The sequence below is a fragment of the Bordetella ansorpii genome (assembly GCF_900078315.1).
GTDB classification, from domain to species: Bacteria; Pseudomonadota; Gammaproteobacteria; order Burkholderiales; family Burkholderiaceae_B; genus Bordetella; species Bordetella ansorpii.
Window position 1 is genome coordinate 254388 of the sequence record NZ_FKBS01000029.1, and the last position, 13888, is coordinate 268275.

15 protein-coding genes and 1 tRNA gene are annotated in these 13888 nt (G+C 65.9%); 2 read left to right on the forward strand and 14 right to left on the reverse strand.

The genetic code is table 11. The features are described from left to right. Positions 1–123: 123 nt before the first annotated feature. The 3 genes from A7W11_RS22890 to A7W11_RS28160 all read right to left on the reverse strand — a co-directional run bounded on the left by A7W11_RS22890 (position 124) and on the right by A7W11_RS28160 (position 1112). The gene (locus A7W11_RS22890; protein ID WP_066133917.1) at positions 124–336 is read right to left on the reverse strand and encodes a hypothetical protein; all 213 of its coding nucleotides are present in this window, start codon (positions 334–336) and stop codon (positions 124–126) included. A 199-nt stretch (positions 337–535) separates the two neighbouring features. After that, complete coding sequence (locus A7W11_RS22895) at positions 536–766, reverse strand: hypothetical protein (protein ID WP_066419752.1); 231 nt, start codon at positions 764–766, stop codon at positions 536–538. A gap of 106 nt (positions 767–872) precedes the next feature. Beyond that, entirely contained in the window at positions 873–1112 is a 240-nt protein-coding gene (locus tag A7W11_RS28160) for a hypothetical protein (protein ID WP_156523209.1), read from the reverse strand. A 426-nt stretch (positions 1113–1538) separates the two neighbouring features. Here A7W11_RS28160 and A7W11_RS22900 point away from each other — a divergent pair. Next, positions 1539–1615 (forward strand) — tRNA-Pro (locus A7W11_RS22900). A 242-nt stretch (positions 1616–1857) separates the two neighbouring features. Here the strand turns inward: A7W11_RS22900 and A7W11_RS22905 are convergent. The 8 genes from A7W11_RS22905 to A7W11_RS22945 form a co-directional block, all read right to left on the reverse strand. Then, positions 1858–2511, reverse strand: a complete 654-nt coding sequence (locus tag A7W11_RS22905) for a hypothetical protein (protein ID WP_066419754.1) — start codon at positions 2509–2511, stop codon at positions 1858–1860. A gap of 315 nt (positions 2512–2826) precedes the next feature. Beyond that, positions 2827–3243: a MerR family transcriptional regulator gene (locus A7W11_RS22915; protein WP_066419761.1), complete on the reverse strand. Its 417-nt coding sequence runs from the start codon at positions 3241–3243 to the stop codon at positions 2827–2829. Positions 3244–3350: 107 nt separating this feature from the next. Continuing rightward, a complete protein-coding gene (locus A7W11_RS22920; RefSeq protein WP_066419762.1) occupies positions 3351–3704 on the reverse strand; it encodes an integration host factor subunit alpha in 354 nt (117 codons plus the stop codon). Positions 3705–3706: 2 nt separating this feature from the next. After that, positions 3707–6127: a phenylalanine--tRNA ligase subunit beta gene (gene pheT, locus A7W11_RS22925; RefSeq protein WP_066419763.1), complete on the reverse strand. Its 2421-nt coding sequence runs from the start codon at positions 6125–6127 to the stop codon at positions 3707–3709. A gap of 171 nt (positions 6128–6298) precedes the next feature. Then, the gene (pheS, locus tag A7W11_RS22930) at positions 6299–7321 is read right to left on the reverse strand and encodes a phenylalanine--tRNA ligase subunit alpha (protein ID WP_066419764.1); all 1023 of its coding nucleotides are present in this window, start codon (positions 7319–7321) and stop codon (positions 6299–6301) included. 77 nt (positions 7322–7398) lie between these two features. After that, positions 7399–7758 carry a 50S ribosomal protein L20 gene (gene rplT, locus A7W11_RS22935; RefSeq protein WP_066133896.1) on the reverse strand — a complete coding sequence of 120 codons (360 nt, stop codon included), beginning with the start codon at positions 7756–7758 and terminating at the stop codon, positions 7399–7401. Between the two features lie 13 nt (positions 7759–7771). Further along, the gene (rpmI, locus tag A7W11_RS22940; RefSeq protein ID WP_012249552.1) at positions 7772–7969 is read right to left on the reverse strand and encodes a 50S ribosomal protein L35; all 198 of its coding nucleotides are present in this window, start codon (positions 7967–7969) and stop codon (positions 7772–7774) included. A gap of 337 nt (positions 7970–8306) precedes the next feature. After that, the gene (locus A7W11_RS22945; RefSeq protein WP_235816985.1) at positions 8307–9548 is read right to left on the reverse strand and encodes a DUF481 domain-containing protein; all 1242 of its coding nucleotides are present in this window, start codon (positions 9546–9548) and stop codon (positions 8307–8309) included. Here A7W11_RS22945 and A7W11_RS22950 point away from each other — a divergent pair. Beyond that, positions 9547–10287, forward strand: a complete 741-nt coding sequence (locus tag A7W11_RS22950; RefSeq protein WP_066419769.1) for an IclR family transcriptional regulator — start codon at positions 9547–9549, stop codon at positions 10285–10287. The genes A7W11_RS22945 and A7W11_RS22950 overlap by 2 nt on opposite strands. 144 nt (positions 10288–10431) lie before the next feature. On the opposite strand, the gene A7W11_RS22955 is transcribed toward A7W11_RS22950, so the two are convergent. The 3 genes from A7W11_RS22955 to A7W11_RS22965 are packed head-to-tail and all read right to left on the reverse strand — an operon-like array spanning position 10432 to position 13816. Beyond that, positions 10432–11598 (reverse strand): acyl-CoA dehydrogenase family protein, encoded by a 1167-nt coding sequence (locus tag A7W11_RS22955; protein WP_066419771.1) that lies wholly within the window; start codon positions 11596–11598, stop codon positions 10432–10434. Beyond that, the gene (locus tag A7W11_RS22960; protein WP_066419773.1) at positions 11598–12842 is read right to left on the reverse strand and encodes a CaiB/BaiF CoA transferase family protein; all 1245 of its coding nucleotides are present in this window, start codon (positions 12840–12842) and stop codon (positions 11598–11600) included. Before A7W11_RS22960 ends, A7W11_RS22955 begins: the two co-directional genes overlap by 1 nt. Continuing rightward, positions 12839–13816: a Bug family tripartite tricarboxylate transporter substrate binding protein gene (locus A7W11_RS22965; RefSeq protein ID WP_066419774.1), complete on the reverse strand. Its 978-nt coding sequence runs from the start codon at positions 13814–13816 to the stop codon at positions 12839–12841. The genes A7W11_RS22960 and A7W11_RS22965 overlap by 4 nt, the downstream gene beginning before the upstream one ends. Between the last annotated feature and the right edge of the window lie 72 nt (positions 13817–13888).

Below are 13888 nucleotides of genomic sequence, written 5' to 3' on the forward strand. Positions count from 1 at the left end.
TCGTCGGGATACGGAGAACCAGCACGCCGCCTGCCTGACCGCATGTGGGCCCGGCCGGCGAGCGGCTGGCGCAACGATAACCCGAAACGCCGCAGCCAGCGGCGCGCGGCTAGCGGCGCAGTGTCATCGATAGACGTTTTCCTGCAGCCAATCCATCGCGAAGGATTCGGCGCGCTCTCGCGCCTCGTCCAGGGATGCGCAGGCCCCGAGGTAGGAAAATGCGGCGTCGACTTCGGTGCCGCCCTCGGCCGTAACGGTCAACAGTACGCCGTAGCCGCCAGTGTCCATGGCGGCGGTGGAAACGTCGATCAGAACTTCCTGGTCATGATGCTGCATGGCGCCCTCCCAGTCGGTTGCTTATAGAGACGCGTGACTCGTTCCACGCGACGTTGGCGGGCAGCGTACACCCCGCTTTTGTCAGGATAAGACAAAGCTGATGTCTTGGAGTTCATCGCGCGATGACAAAATGGCTACACGCCCATTTCAGTGGATTACGCGCGACAATTCGCGATGGCGTGCGCGCCGTGCCTTGCGCTTACCGCAGATGGATGGCGGCAGGGTCCGCCATGCGCAGCGACAGGCGGCCTTTGTCCGTCAGGGTATAGCCGCCTTCGACCGGCTCGATGCAACGCAGGATCTGCAAGGCGTCGGCGACATGCCGCGGGATATCTTGCGCCACGGCGGCGCGGGTCTCGGCGGTTTCCGCCGTGGAGATGGCGCCGAGCCAGTAAGCCAATTCACCTTGCTGGATGCGGGCGGTGGTCATGTGCGTTGCCAAAAGCGGGATACGGAAAGCCCGACGATAGCACGCACGCCCCGGCCCGGCCTTGAAAGACAAGCCCGCGGCCAACACGGCGCCACGGGCTCGAGGGTCAGGACATTGAACGGTCGCTCGGACGTCCCTGGCGGATCGGGATCGGCACCGGACGCAGCATGCGCTGGCGCATCAGTTGCGCGATGCGCGGTCCCAGGATCGTCACGCCGGCCATCAAGACCAGCCACAAGCCCAGGAACTGAATGAACGTCATGAACAAGGGATCCATAGTCATCACCGTCTCGTCGTGTGGTTGCTGGGGAGCCCCTTGCACCGGAATGCGCGTCTTCGGGGACATGGCTGCATCCTACGTGCGGCCCCGGGTGGCGGGAATGGCTTTTCGGGACTCGGTTACAAGAACCATTTTTTTGACGGATTCATGACGCGAGAGGGATTCCCCTGAGAGAAAGACGGTTGAGCGGAGCTGCGCATTGACGGTCGCCCAGAACTGGGGATCGGCCGCAAGCCTTGTGCTGCAAGGGTTTTCGGGGTGTGCGGGGGCGGCGGACGTGCATGAACGCAACGTCCCAGGCTGATACATGTGGGATACAGCGGGCAAAGAATTGCCCCACGCGTGTTTCCATCCTGCTGAGGCGGAAACAGGGCCGCATCGGCGAGCCCAGCGGGATTCGCAGTCCGGAAGCCGGAATTTTTGAGATTTTTAGAAAAAAGTGCCGGTTCAATTTGACAAGCGGCTTTTTCTTCCGCTATACTCTTTTTCTTTCGGGGCGTAGCGCAGCCTGGTAGCGCACTTGCATGGGGTGCAAGGGGTCGCGAGTTCGAATCCCGCCGTCCCGACCAGCAATACCGAGGCCGTTAGTGATAGTAATCACTAACGGCCTTGTTCTTTTTCCGGGCCTTTGCGCGCCTCCCGCGGACCTTCGACGAAGACTCCTCAGAGCCGGCCCCCTCTATCCGCCGCCGATATCCGGCTCGCATCTTCGAGCAGCCTGGCTAGTCCCGCGGTCGCACGGTGAGTTGTAACTCTCAGCGCCTTTAGCGCGCTCCACCCAGGGCTTTCTTTCCTCTTCAGATGGACGGGGTCAGCGATTGGCGCGCGCATTGATCTTTTCGTGATCCACTGCGCAGACAGTGATCTCCTGCCAGATCACTACCCCTTCGCCAGAGACACACTCAGGCGTTGAAGTGGCAATGCCAATCTGGATGGCCAGAACTGCCGCAGACAAGCAGATCACCGCAAGAGCCAAGTTGACACATGCACGGGCGATTTTTCCTTGTGAGACGGCAGGCAACGCGATGGACCGAAGATGAGATTGATCGCCAAGCGGAAATGCCATCGAGGCCGCAAGACCATCCAAACGATCCTGGTGCGCCTCTGTGAGAGCGACGAGCGGCAACGCACCGATCAGTTGACCAACTGCCAGCACGACAATCGTCGCCGCTGGTAGCGTTGCCCCCGGCCAAACAGATGCAACGGTGGTAGACACAACCAACATGGCCCCCATGATCACCATGATGACCTTGGCCGCCTCCAACTCCACCAAGGATGCCTGTGTATAAGTTGCGCACCATGCCGACATCGCGTTCGGCTGATCCGAGATCGCCATCACGAACTGCCCCCGGGGAGGTACCAACCTGCGTCGGGGCCACATCGACCTTGTCAGCGTAACAATAGCGGCCAACGCGATGGCAACCAGCCCCAAAAAAGCCGCCACATCAATGACCGGGGTGTACATCACATGCGCCCCAAGGCCAAGGGCTGCGCGCCTACCGTGCTATCGCGCTGAACAATGGCCTCGCTTGCGCATCTGACCAGGAGAGCGACACGATCACCCGCCCGTGCCTTGAGGCCAACCCACCGCTGGGCAATGGGCTGGGTGAAGTCGAATGATGCGGCGACCAGCGCCGGGTCTGCGTTGATTTCCATGTCTTCTGAATGCGTAGCGTCATTGCCCGCAACTCAGTACGGTCAATGGCCGCTCTTTGCCGGGAAGTCGAGAATGCGACATCAGGCAGTCTGTAGACGACCGCCCTTGCCCGGATGACGCCGATCAGCCCCGAGGCGTCTGCTGGCTTTCCGCCAGCGCCAGCGCCTCGCCCAGCATCATCGAAATGCCGCCCAGTTCAGCGCGCAGCGATTGCATCTCGGCGGCGCTCAGGCGCACGGCGGCTTCGGGATCGTGGACGGCGGCATCGCGCACGTCGCCCAGGCGGTTGCGGGCGCCACTGATGGTGAAGCCCTGCTCGTACAGCAGCGAACGGATCTTGCGGATAAGCAGCACTTCATGGTGCTGGTAGTAACGGCGGTTGCCGCGCCGCTTGACCGGCTTGAGCTGCGTGAATTCCTGCTCCCAATAGCGCAGCACGTGCGGCTTGACGCCGCACAGGTCGCTGACCTCACCGATGGTGAAGTAACGCTTGGCGGGAATGGGGGGAAGGACGACGGCGGTGGTTTCGGGACGTGTCATAGAGGGATTTTATGCCGCTGATTCCTTGGGGATCGATGACAATTGCCGACAAAGCGTATCACTACGGCCAGAAAAGCGCCGGGCACTGCCGCAAGCGGGGAAAGGCATCAAGCCGAGGCGTCCGGATCCGAATCGGATTCGGCCACGGGCGGGGCTTGCTCGACCACGCCCTTCAATTTCTGGCTGGCATGGAACGTGACCACGCGGCGCGCCGCGATGGGGATGGTTTCGCCCGTCTTGGGGTTGCGGCCAGGGCGCGGCGGTTTGTCGCGCACCTGGAAATTGCCGAAACCCGACAGCTTGACGGCATCGCCGCGCGCCAGCGCCTCACGGATTTCTTCGAAGAACGTATCGACGATGTCCTTGGCCTCGCGCTTGTTCAGGCCGACCCGCTCGAAGAGCAGTTCGGCCAGCTCGGCCTTGGTCAGTGTGCGCGGTTCGGCAATCAAAGCGGTCCCCATGATCAATCGCGCAGGCGCGCGCCGTGAGCGGCGGCCAGCGCATCGCGGATACGTGCCAGGCAGTCGGAGACGCGAGCCTCGTCCAGCGTGACCTCAGTGTCCTGTAGCCAGAAACGGAAGGCAAGGCTTTTCTCGGCCGGCGCGGGCTGGCCGGCCTGCGTCTTCTCGCGCCACACGTCGAACAGGCGTACGTCCTGCACCACGGCCAGTTGGGCGTCGGCGCGCACGGTGGCCAGGACGGTGTCGAGCAGCGTCTGGGCCGGCGTGGCGGCGGCCACCCACAGCGCCAGGTCGCGCACCACCACGGGCTGGCGCGACAGTTCGCGCACCTGCGGCAGGCGGCCGGCCTGCAGCGCGTCGACGTCCAGTTCGAACACCACCGGCGCATGCGCCAGTTCGGCCTGCTGCACCAGGCGCGGATGCAGCTCGCCCAGCCAGCCGATGGCGCGGCCATCGAGTTCGATGCGGGCGCCACGGCCAGGATGCAGCGCGGAATGACTGTCGGCAATGAAACGCAGGCCAGCGGCGCGCGCGCCGAACAGCGCCTCGACGTCCATCTTGACGTCGTAGAAATCGACCTGGCGCACCGGCTCGGCCCACTGCTCGGCCACGGCCGGGCCCCAGGCGGCGCCCGCCAGCTTCAGGGGCTGGGTGAGGCCGGCGACGGCCAGCTCGCCATCGGCGGCGGCGGCATCGCGCAGAAACACGCGGCCCAGCTCGAACAGACGTACGCGCGACTGCTTGCGGTTGGCGTTGTGGCGGACGATGGCCACCAGGCCGGCGATCAGGCTGGAACGCATCACCGACAGGTGGCTGGCGATGGGATTGACCAGGCGCACGGGATTCTCGTTGCCGGCGTAGTCTTGTTCCCAGGCGGCTTCGACGAAGCTGTAGTTGACCACTTCCTGGTAATCGCGCGCGGCCACCTGGCGGCGCAGGCCGTGCAGGCTGGGACGGGTCTCCGGCTGCGCGTGCATTTTGGCGCGCGCCATCGGCGGCACGCTGGGGATGCGCTCGAAACCGTAGATGCGTGCCACTTCCTCGATCAGGTCTTCCTCGATGACCAGGTCGAAGCGGTACGTGGGCGGCTGCACCACGAAGTCGTCGCCCTCGCGGGTGAACGGCAGGCCCAGGCGCGTGAAGATCTGCGCCACTTCCTCGGCGGCCACGGCCACGCCCAGCACACGGTGGCAGCGCGCCAGGCGCATGCGCACGGGTTCTCGCGTGGGCAGGTTGACGATCTGGTCGTCCAGGGGGCCGGCCTGGCCGCCGCAGATGTCGACGATCAGGCGCGTGATGCGCTCGATGTGGTCGGGAATGCTGTCGTAATCGACGCCGCGCTCGAAACGGTGGCTGGCGTCGGTGCTGAACTTGTAGCGGCGCGCGCGGCCGGCGATGGCCTCGGGCCACCAGAAGGCGGCCTCGAGGTAAATGTTCCGGGTGTCGAGCGTGACGGACGTGGACTCGCCACCCATGATGCCCGCCAGGCTTTCGACCTGGTCGCCGGCGGTGATGACGCCGACGCGCTCGTCCAGCGCGATGGTCTGGCCGTTGAGCAGTTCCAGCGATTCGCCGGTGCGGCCCCAGCGCACGGTCAGTTCGCCGGACACCTTGTCCAGGTCGAACACGTGCGAGGGACGGCCCAGCTCGAGCATGACGTAGTTCGAGATGTCGACCAGCGCCGAGATGGAACGCTGGCCGGCGCGCTCGAGGCGGCCGCGCATCCAGTCGGGCGTGGCCGCGCGGGCGTTGACGCCGCGGATGACCCGCCCGGCGAAACGGCCGCACAGGTCCGGCGCCTGCACGTCGACCTTCAGGCGGTCGTCGATGGACGGCGCCACGGGCTCGACGGCCGGCAGCGCCAGCGGCAGGCCCGACAGCGCGGACACTTCGCGCGCCACGCCCATCATGGACAGACAGTCGGCGCGGTTGGGCGTGAGCTTGAGCGTGAAGACGGTGTCGTCCAGGTCGAGCGCCTGGCGGATGTCCTGGCCCGGCGTCAGTGTGTCGGGCAGCAGCATCAGGCCGGCGTGGTCCTGCGACAGGCCCAGTTCGCGGGCCGAGCACAGCATGCCCGACGATTGCACGCCGCGCATCTTCGCCACGCCGATCTTCATGCCGCCGGGCAATTCGGCGCCCACGCGCGCCAACGGCACGGTGATGCCGGCCGCGGCATTGGGCGCGCCGCAGACGATCTGCAGCAACTGGCCCGAACCATCGTCGACCTGACAGACGCGCAGCTTGTCGGCATCGGGATGCGGGGCGATCTCGGCGATGCGGGCCACCACCACGCCGGAAAACGGCGGCGCGGCGGGCGCGGCGTCTTCGACTTCGAGGCCGGCCATGGTGAGCTGGTGCGCCAGCTCATCGGAGGAGACCGGAGGATTGACCAGCGAACGCAGCCAGGATTCGGGGATTTGCATGTCAGTTTTCCAGGGCGCTTTCGCGCCATCCAGACAAATTCAAGTCAACAACGTCAGCACCACAACCAACGCAACTCAAGAGCCTCAGGAACCCGGGACACCACGGATCCGTGCTCTGCCGGTCCGTAGGTGTCGCCCCCTGGGGGGCGCGCGCAGCGCGTAGGGGGGGGCCTATTCGTTAAATTGGCGCAGGAAGCGCAGGTCGCCTTCGTAGAACTGGCGCAGGTCGTTCACGCCGTAGCGCAGCATGGTCAGCCGTTCGAGGCCCGAACCGAATGCAAAGCCGATGTAGCGCTCGGGATCCAGCCCGAAGTTGCGCACCACCTGCGGATGCACCTGGCCCGACCCCGAGATTTCCAGCCAGCGGCCACGGTTGGGACCGGACGTGAACATCATGTCGATCTCGGCCGAGGGCTCGGTGAACGGGAAGAACGACGGGCGGAACCGCACCACCAGGTCGTCGCTTTCGAAGAAGCAGCGCAGGAAGTCGGTGTACACGCCCTTCAGGTCGGCGAAGGAGATGTCCTCGGCGATCCACAGGCCTTCGACCTGGTGGAACATCGGCGAGTGCGTGGCGTCGCTGTCCACGCGATAGGTGCGGCCCGGGGCGATGACCTTGATGGGCGGCTCGTGCATGCGGGCGTAACGCACCTGCATGGGGCTGGTGTGCGTGCGCAGCAGCAGCGGCAGGCCGTCGGCGTCCTGCATGTCGACGTAGAACGTGTCCTGCATGGACCGCGCGGGGTGGTCCAGGGGGTTGTTCAACGCCGTGAAATTGGTCCAGTCGTTCTCGACTTCGGGGCCGTCGGCCACGTCGAAACCGATGGAGCGGAAGATCTCTTCGACGCGTTCCCAGGTGCGGATGACCGGGTGGATGCCGCCCACGGCCTTGCCGCGGCCCGGCAGCGTGACGTCGATGGTCTCGGATGCCAGCCGGGCATCGAGCTCGGCCTGCGCCAGCGCGGCGCGCCGGGCGGTGAGCAACCCTTCGATGCGCTGCTTGGCCTGGTTGATTTGAGCGCCCATCTCGCGCTTGGCGTCGGGATCGAGCTTGCCCAGGCCTTTCAGAAGCACCGTCAGGGCGCCTTCCTTGCCGAGGAAACGCGCCTTGGCGTTCTCGAGCGAGGCGGCATCGGCCGAAGCGGCGAAACGTTCGTCTGCCTGGGAAACCAGGTCGTCGAGCTCTTGAGTCATGGCGTATAACAGCCTTCAAAACGCAAACGGGGCCATGACAGCCCCGTTTGCAAGCGCGATGCGCGATAGATACGCGATCAGGCGGCCAGAGCGGCCTTGGCTTGCTGGACAATGGCGGCGAAGCCGGCCTTGTCACGGACGGCCAGGTCGGCCAGGACCTTGCGGTCGAGTTCGATCGCGGCCTTCTTCAGACCGGCGATGAACACGCTGTAGCTCAGGCCCTGTTCACGCACGGCGGCGTTGATACGGGTGATCCACAGAGCGCGGAAGGTGCGCTTCTTGTTGCGGCGATCGCGGTAGGCGTATTGGCCAGCGCGCATGACCGCTTGCTTGGCGATACGGAAAACGTTACCACGGCGGCCACGGTAACCCTTGGCGGCCTTGATGACTTTCTTGTGACGTGCGCGGGCAGTTACGCCGCGTTTGACGCGAGGCATATATGATCTCCTATCAAGCGAACGGCATCATCGCCTTGACGGAGGCGACGTTGGTTTCGTGGACCGCAGCGGAACCGCGCAGTTGGCGCTTGTTCTTGGTGGTCTTCTTGGTCAGGATGTGACGCTTGAACGCCTGACCGCGCTTGATCGATCCGCTGCCGCGAACCTGAAAGCGCTTGGAAGCGCTTTTCTTGGTTTTCATCTTGGGCATGATGATTCCATTCTTGGACGTGTTGATGTTGCATGGCAAACAGGTGCTTGCGATCGTGCCCGAACCCCGGATTGCCCTGGGTAGTGCCAAGCAGGAGATGAACCCCGCCCGTATCTTCCGATACCTGAACGCAAAACTTGTAGACCCGCGCCACTTCTGTGGGTTTTGCAAAACCTCTGGGTTTTGCAAACTACGGTACTGCTGGGTTTCCCCGGACGTGCTGGGTTTCCCCGGACGAATCCGGAAAAGCCCTTGATTATATGGCATTTTTGTCCCGCGTGTCGACCGCCTGAGCGAAAAAAGCGGATAGGCCATCGGGCCGCCCTGCTCCTGCGTCCTACCACCTCACGCCAAGGCCGGTGCCGAAGATGGATTCATTGATGGATTCCCGGGAGCTGCTCACCTGGTTGCGGGCATATTTCGCATAGAGTGACAGCCAGTTGTTCAGGTTGTATCTGGCCCCCATTTCACCCGATACCGACACCTCGGCAGCGCCGCCGAATGGCCGCGTCAATTCGCCCCGAGCATAGATCTCGTACTGTTTGCCGCTGAAATACTTCAGGTAGTCCCAGCGCAGGCTGGCGGCATAGCTGTTGTCGCTGCTGCCGTCGTCGTAGCCATAGTGAATACGGCCAAACAGTGCCGACATCGAAAAGGCGCCCCGCTCGTCGTCCCAGAACTGATAGCCGGGACCTGTGCCATAGCCCGTCTGGCGATTCAGCTCCTCCACCCAGTCGCGCCGATGCAACACGCGCCCCTGCCAGAACGCCTGTTTGGACAGGAAACGGTCCAACGTGTAGTCGACGCCGTAGTTGTTGGTATTGACGCTGTCCTCTTCCTTGCTGCGCGCGTAATTGGCTTTCAGGGTGTGCCGCCATAGGCCGTGGCGCAATCCCGCCTGCAACGCAACCGCGTAGTCCTGCGTTTCGGTCGAGGCCGTCTTGCGGTTCGCGGAGATGTCCGCGCGCCCCGTCCACATGGCGTCGGTCAGGAAGGGGCGCGGCCGCACCAGCCCATCCAGCGACGACAGCGGCAGTTGGCTGTCGACCGGTTCGGACGCGCCGTCTTCCGTGACCACGCCCCGCACCGCGACCGCGCCCGGATTGGCCGGCGCCAGGCTGGCGCGGTATTCGCGGCCGAAGGTCTGGTCGCGCAGCACCAGATCACCGTCCGTCTGCAAGGTCTTGATCTTGTCCGCCGCGATGCGGACGTCGCCGCCGTATTCGGTGCTGATGAGCAACTTGCCGGCATCCAGCGAGCGCACCGTGCCGGAAATGCGGTCGCCGTTCTTCAACCACACCGTATCGGCGTGCGCGGCACTGGCCAGCAGACACAACAAGGCAGAAGCCGGCAATCTGGCGGCATTGAAGTTCCGATACGGCATGAAAGTCCCTGGTCTGACGGCGAAACGGACCATCCTAGAGAATTGCTGCAACGCAAACAACGCACGCAGTGTTGCCCCTTGTGTCAGGACGTTCTGCAAGGGCCCTGGCCGTGCCGGTGTCGGGTACCATACCCGCACATCCGCCCTGCCCGCCGCGGCCCCCTTAGAACACGCCTGTTTTCCGCCCCCGCCCATGAGCGTCAAGACCGCGCTGCGAGTCATAGAAATCATCGAAATCTACGCGCGCGAGAAACGGCCGCTGTCGCTCTCCGAGCTGGCGCGCCTGTCCGACGTGCCGGTGTCCAGTTGCCTGGCGCTGATCCGCACCCTGACCGACCTGGGCTATCTCTATGAAACCGGGCGGCGCCAGGGCTACTACCCCACGTCGCGCCTGCTGGCCATGGCGCAATCCATCGCCCGTGCCGATCCGGTGCTCGACCGCGTCTATCCGCGCCTGTCGGCGCTGCGCGAGGCCACCCAGGAAACCGTGGTGTTCGCCAAGCTGGACGGCGAAGGGCGGGTGGTCTATCTGGACGTGCTGGATTCGCCGCACACCATCCGCTACGTGGCGATGGCCGGGGAATTCCGCGAGGCGCACGCCAATTCGCTGGGCAAGGCCCTTCTGTCGACCCTGACGCCCGAGGCCCGCCGGGCGCTGCTGGCGCGCCGGCCCATGACCCGCTACAACGCGCGCACGCTGGTGACGGTGGAAGCGATCGAGGCCGAACTGGCGCATTCCCTCGAACGGGGCTGGTTCGCCAACATCGGCGAATCCATCCACGACGTGGGCGCGGTGGCCTGGCCGGTGAACCTGTCGGGCGAGCACTATGCCATGTCCATCGGCGGGCCCGTGCAGCGCATCGAGCCGCGCCAGCAGGAATACGCCGGACTGCTGCGGCAGGCCGGCGCGATGCTCGAGCATCCGGCAGGCTGACAGGACGCCTCAACGGCCCCGCACGCCCTCACGAACGAGCGCCGCGCGTGCCGCCTGCTTCTGCCGTCAGGCATGAAACGGCCGCCCCTCGACCCTTGGGCGCCCGCGTAACGCAGGACACCGGATCCCCGGCCCGGGAACCGCTCAGTAAGAGCGCGGCAGCCCCAGCACCTTCTCGGCGATGAAGCACATGATCAGTTGCGGGCTGACTGGCGCGATGCGCGGGATATAGCTTTCGCGCAGCAGGCGCTCGACGTGGTATTCCTTGGCATAGCCCATGCCGCCCAGCGTCAGGATGGCGGTCTGGCAGGCGTTGTGGCCGGCTTCCGCGGCCAGGTACTTGCCCGCGTTGGCGCTGGGCGCGCAAGACAGGCCGGCGTCGTACTGGCTGGCGGCGCGCATCACCATCAGGTTGGCGGCCTCCAGTTGCATCCAGACCTGGGCCAGGGGATGCTGGATGCCCTGGTTCTGGCCGATGGGCCGGCCGAACACCACGCGTTCGCCGGCATAGCGCACCGCGCGGTCCAGCGCGGCGCGGCCCAGGCCGACGGCCTCCGCGCCGATCAGGATGCGCTCCGGATTCAGGCCATGCAGGATGTACTCGAAGCCCTTGCCCTCTTCGCCGATGCGGTCCGAGTCGGGAATGCGCAGGCCGTCGATGAACAGCATGTTCGAGTCCACGGCCTTGCGGCCCATCTTCTCGATCTCGCGCACTTCCACGCGCGAGCGGTCCAGGTCGGTATAGAACAGCGACAACCCCTGCGTGGGCTTGGACACGTCGGCCAGCGGCGTGGTGCGCGCCAGCAGCAGCATCTTGTCGGCCACCTGCGCGGTGGAAATCCAGATCTTGCGGCCATGCACCACGTAGCCGCCGTCGACCCGTTCGGCGCGGGTGGACAGTCGGGTGGTGTCCAGGCCGGCATCCGGTTCGGTGACGGCGAAACAGGCCTTGTGACGGCCCTCGATCAGCGGCGGCAGCCAACGGCCGCGCTGCTCGTCCGTGCCGAACACCACCACGGGGTTCAGGCCGAAGATGTTCATGTGCACGGCGGACGCGCCGGTGAAGCCCGCCCCCGAGGCCGCGATCGACTGCATCATCAGCGCGGCCTCGGTCATGCCCATGCCGGCGCCGCCGTATTCCTGCGGCATGGCGATGCCCAGCCAGCCATCGCGCGCCAGGTCGGCGTGGAAGTCGTGCGGGAAGGCGCCATCGCGGTCGCGCGCCAGCCAGTATTCGTCGGGGTAGCGGGCGCACACGCGCCCGATCGCATCGCACAGCGCGGACTGGTCCGCGGAAAGCTCGAAATCCATCAGGTCTCCCCAGAGATGGTGACGTGTTCGGCAACCAGGCGGTCGATGGCCGCGTCGTCGAAACCCGCTTCGCGCAGGATCTCGCGGCCATGCTCGCCCAGGCGCGGCGCGGGGCGGCGCAGCGCGGTCGGTGTGTCGGCGTAGCGCCCCAGGGGCGCCGTGGTGCGCAGCTTGCCCTCGGTGGGATGGTCGACGCTGCGCACGAAATCGGTGGCGCGCATGTGCTCGTCGGCCATCAGGTCTTCGACCGAATACAGCGGCGCGGCCGGGATGTCGGCGCGCGCCAGCTCCTCGAGCCACTGCCCGGTGGAGCGCGCGCGGATGACCTCGGCCACGTAGGCGTAGACCTCGCCGATGTGCGCGGCGCGCGCGGTGTGGGTGCAGAAACGCGGATCCTGCAGCAGTTCGGGCTGGCCGATCAGCGTGAAGAAAGCGCGCCAATGCTTGTCGTTGTAGATCAGCAGCGACAGGTAGCCGTCGGACGTGGCGTAGGGCCGGCGATGCTCGGCCAGCAGGCGCGCATAGCCGGTGGGCCCCATCGGGGGATCGAAGGTGGCCCCGCCCAGGTGGTCGCCCAGCACCATGTGGGCCATGCCCTCGAACATGGGTATCTCGATCGCCTGGCCGCGGCCATGCCCGCGCGCATGCAGCACGCCGGCCAGCAGCGCGATGGCCACGTTCAGCCCGACGCTGCGGTCGGCCAGCGTCAGCGGCGCATAGCGCGGCACGTCCGAGCCCTGCCGCACCGACAGGTCGCCCAGGCCGGCCAGGCCCTGGATGAGATCGTCGTAGGCGGGCCGGCCTGCGTAAGGGCCGGCTTCGCTGAAGCCATAGGCGCCCACGTACACGATGCGCGGATTGACGGCCGCCACCGCTTCGTACGACAGGCCCAGGCGCGCCATGGCCTGCGGCCGGATGTTGTACAGCAGCGCATCGCAGTCCGCGGCCAGCCGCAGGCAGGCGTCACGGCCCGCGGGCGTCTTCAGGTCGAGCACCAGCGAACGCTTGTTGCGGTTCAGGTGCAGGTGCAGATGGCCCATGCCGGGATTGCGCATGGGACCGACGGCGCGCAGGTTGTCGCCGGCGGGCGGCTCGACCTTGATGACGTCGGCGCCCAGGTCGCCCAGCATCTGCGTGGCGTACGGGCCCATGACCACCGTACTGAGGTCCAGCACGCGCAGGCCGGCCAAGGGACCTGCGGCCGGCGCGGCCGGGGTGAAGCGGGAATCGGAAGCTTGCGTCATTCGGGTTGGATGCCGGCGTCGCGCACCAGTTTGCCCCACAGGTCGAGCTGCTGGCCGACGAAGGCGCCGAACTCCTGCGGCGTGCTGCTGAAGGCGTCGAAACCCAGGTCGGCCAGGCGCTTGCGCACCTCGGGCTTGGCGACGATCTGGTTGATGGCCTGGTTGAGTTTGGCCACGACTTCCGGGGGCATGCCCGCCGGGCCGAAGTAGCCGTTCCAGGAATTCAGGTCGAAATTGGCCACGCCGGCTTCGCGCATCGACGGCAGGTCGGGCACGATCTTGCTGCGCTCGGCGGTGGACACGGCCAGGGCGCGCAGTTGGCCCGACTGCACGAACGGCATGCCGGACGTGAGGTCGGTGAACATGAAGTCGACCTGCCCGCCCACCACGTCGGTCAGCGCCTGCGGCGTGCCCTTGTAGGGGATGTGCAGCATGTCGGTCTTCGTCTGGCGCGCCAGCGTGGCGCCGGCCACGATGCCCGTGCTGTTGCCGCTGGCATAGGTGACCTTGCCGGGATTCTTGCGCGCATAGTCGACCAGTTCCTGCACATTCTTGTACGGCCGCTTGGGATTGACCACCAGCATGAACGGCAGGTTGCCGCCGCGCGCGATGGGCGTGAAATCCTTGATGGGATCGTAGGGAATGCTCTTCATCAGCCACGGCGCGGCCGAATGCGAGGTGTTCGTGGTGACGAACAGGGTATAGCCGTCCGGCTTGGCGCGCGCCACCAGGTTGCCCGCGATGGTGGAGTTGGCGCCCGGCCGGTTCTCCACCACGACGGGCTGGCCCAGGATGGCGCCCAGTTCGCCCGCGAAAATGCGGCCCACGGCGTCGGTGCCCGCGCCCGCCGGAAACGGCACGACCAGCGTGACGGGACGCGAGGGGTAGTTGTCGGCGGCCACGGCAGGCGCGGCGGCGCACAGCCCGGCGATGGCCACGGTGGCCGCCCCCAGGAAGGATCGGAATTGCTGCATGGTCTTGTCTCCTGTCGTTATATAGGTATGGGCCCATGCCGATCAGGACGCCGGCGCGGGCAGGCATGCATG

Excerpts from the sequence above, each read along its gene's own strand:
- A7W11_RS22950 (WP_066419769.1), top strand. The coding sequence starts at position 9,547 with ATGAGCGTCAAGACCGCGCTGCGAGTCATAGAAATCATCGAAATCTAC.
- A7W11_RS22945 (WP_235816985.1), bottom strand. The coding sequence starts at position 9,548 with ATGGGCGGGGGCGGAAAACAGGCGTGTTCTAAGGGGGCCGCGGCGGGC.
- A7W11_RS22965 (WP_066419774.1), bottom strand. The coding sequence starts at position 13,816 with ATGCAGCAATTCCGATCCTTCCTGGGGGCGGCCACCGTGGCCATCGCC.
- A7W11_RS22960 (WP_066419773.1), bottom strand. The coding sequence starts at position 12,842 with ATGACGCAAGCTTCCGATTCCCGCTTCACCCCGGCCGCGCCGGCCGCA.
- A7W11_RS22890 (WP_066133917.1), bottom strand. The coding sequence starts at position 336 with ATGCAGCATCATGACCAGGAAGTTCTGATCGACGTTTCCACCGCCGCC.
- A7W11_RS22915 (WP_066419761.1), bottom strand. The coding sequence starts at position 3,243 with ATGACACGTCCCGAAACCACCGCCGTCGTCCTTCCCCCCATTCCCGCC.
- rpmI (WP_012249552.1), bottom strand. The coding sequence starts at position 7,969 with ATGCCCAAGATGAAAACCAAGAAAAGCGCTTCCAAGCGCTTTCAGGTT.
- A7W11_RS22905 (WP_066419754.1), bottom strand. The coding sequence starts at position 2,511 with ATGTACACCCCGGTCATTGATGTGGCGGCTTTTTTGGGGCTGGTTGCC.
- rplT (WP_066133896.1), bottom strand. The coding sequence starts at position 7,758 with ATGCCTCGCGTCAAACGCGGCGTAACTGCCCGCGCACGTCACAAGAAA.
- A7W11_RS22920 (WP_066419762.1), bottom strand. The coding sequence starts at position 3,704 with ATGGGGACCGCTTTGATTGCCGAACCGCGCACACTGACCAAGGCCGAG.
- A7W11_RS22955 (WP_066419771.1), bottom strand. The coding sequence starts at position 11,598 with ATGGATTTCGAGCTTTCCGCGGACCAGTCCGCGCTGTGCGATGCGATC.
- pheT (WP_066419763.1), bottom strand. The coding sequence starts at position 6,127 with ATGCAAATCCCCGAATCCTGGCTGCGTTCGCTGGTCAATCCTCCGGTC.
- A7W11_RS28160 (WP_156523209.1), bottom strand. The coding sequence starts at position 1,112 with ATGTCCCCGAAGACGCGCATTCCGGTGCAAGGGGCTCCCCAGCAACCA.
- pheS (WP_066419764.1), bottom strand. The coding sequence starts at position 7,321 with ATGACTCAAGAGCTCGACGACCTGGTTTCCCAGGCAGACGAACGTTTC.
- A7W11_RS22895 (WP_066419752.1), bottom strand. The coding sequence starts at position 766 with ATGACCACCGCCCGCATCCAGCAAGGTGAATTGGCTTACTGGCTCGGC.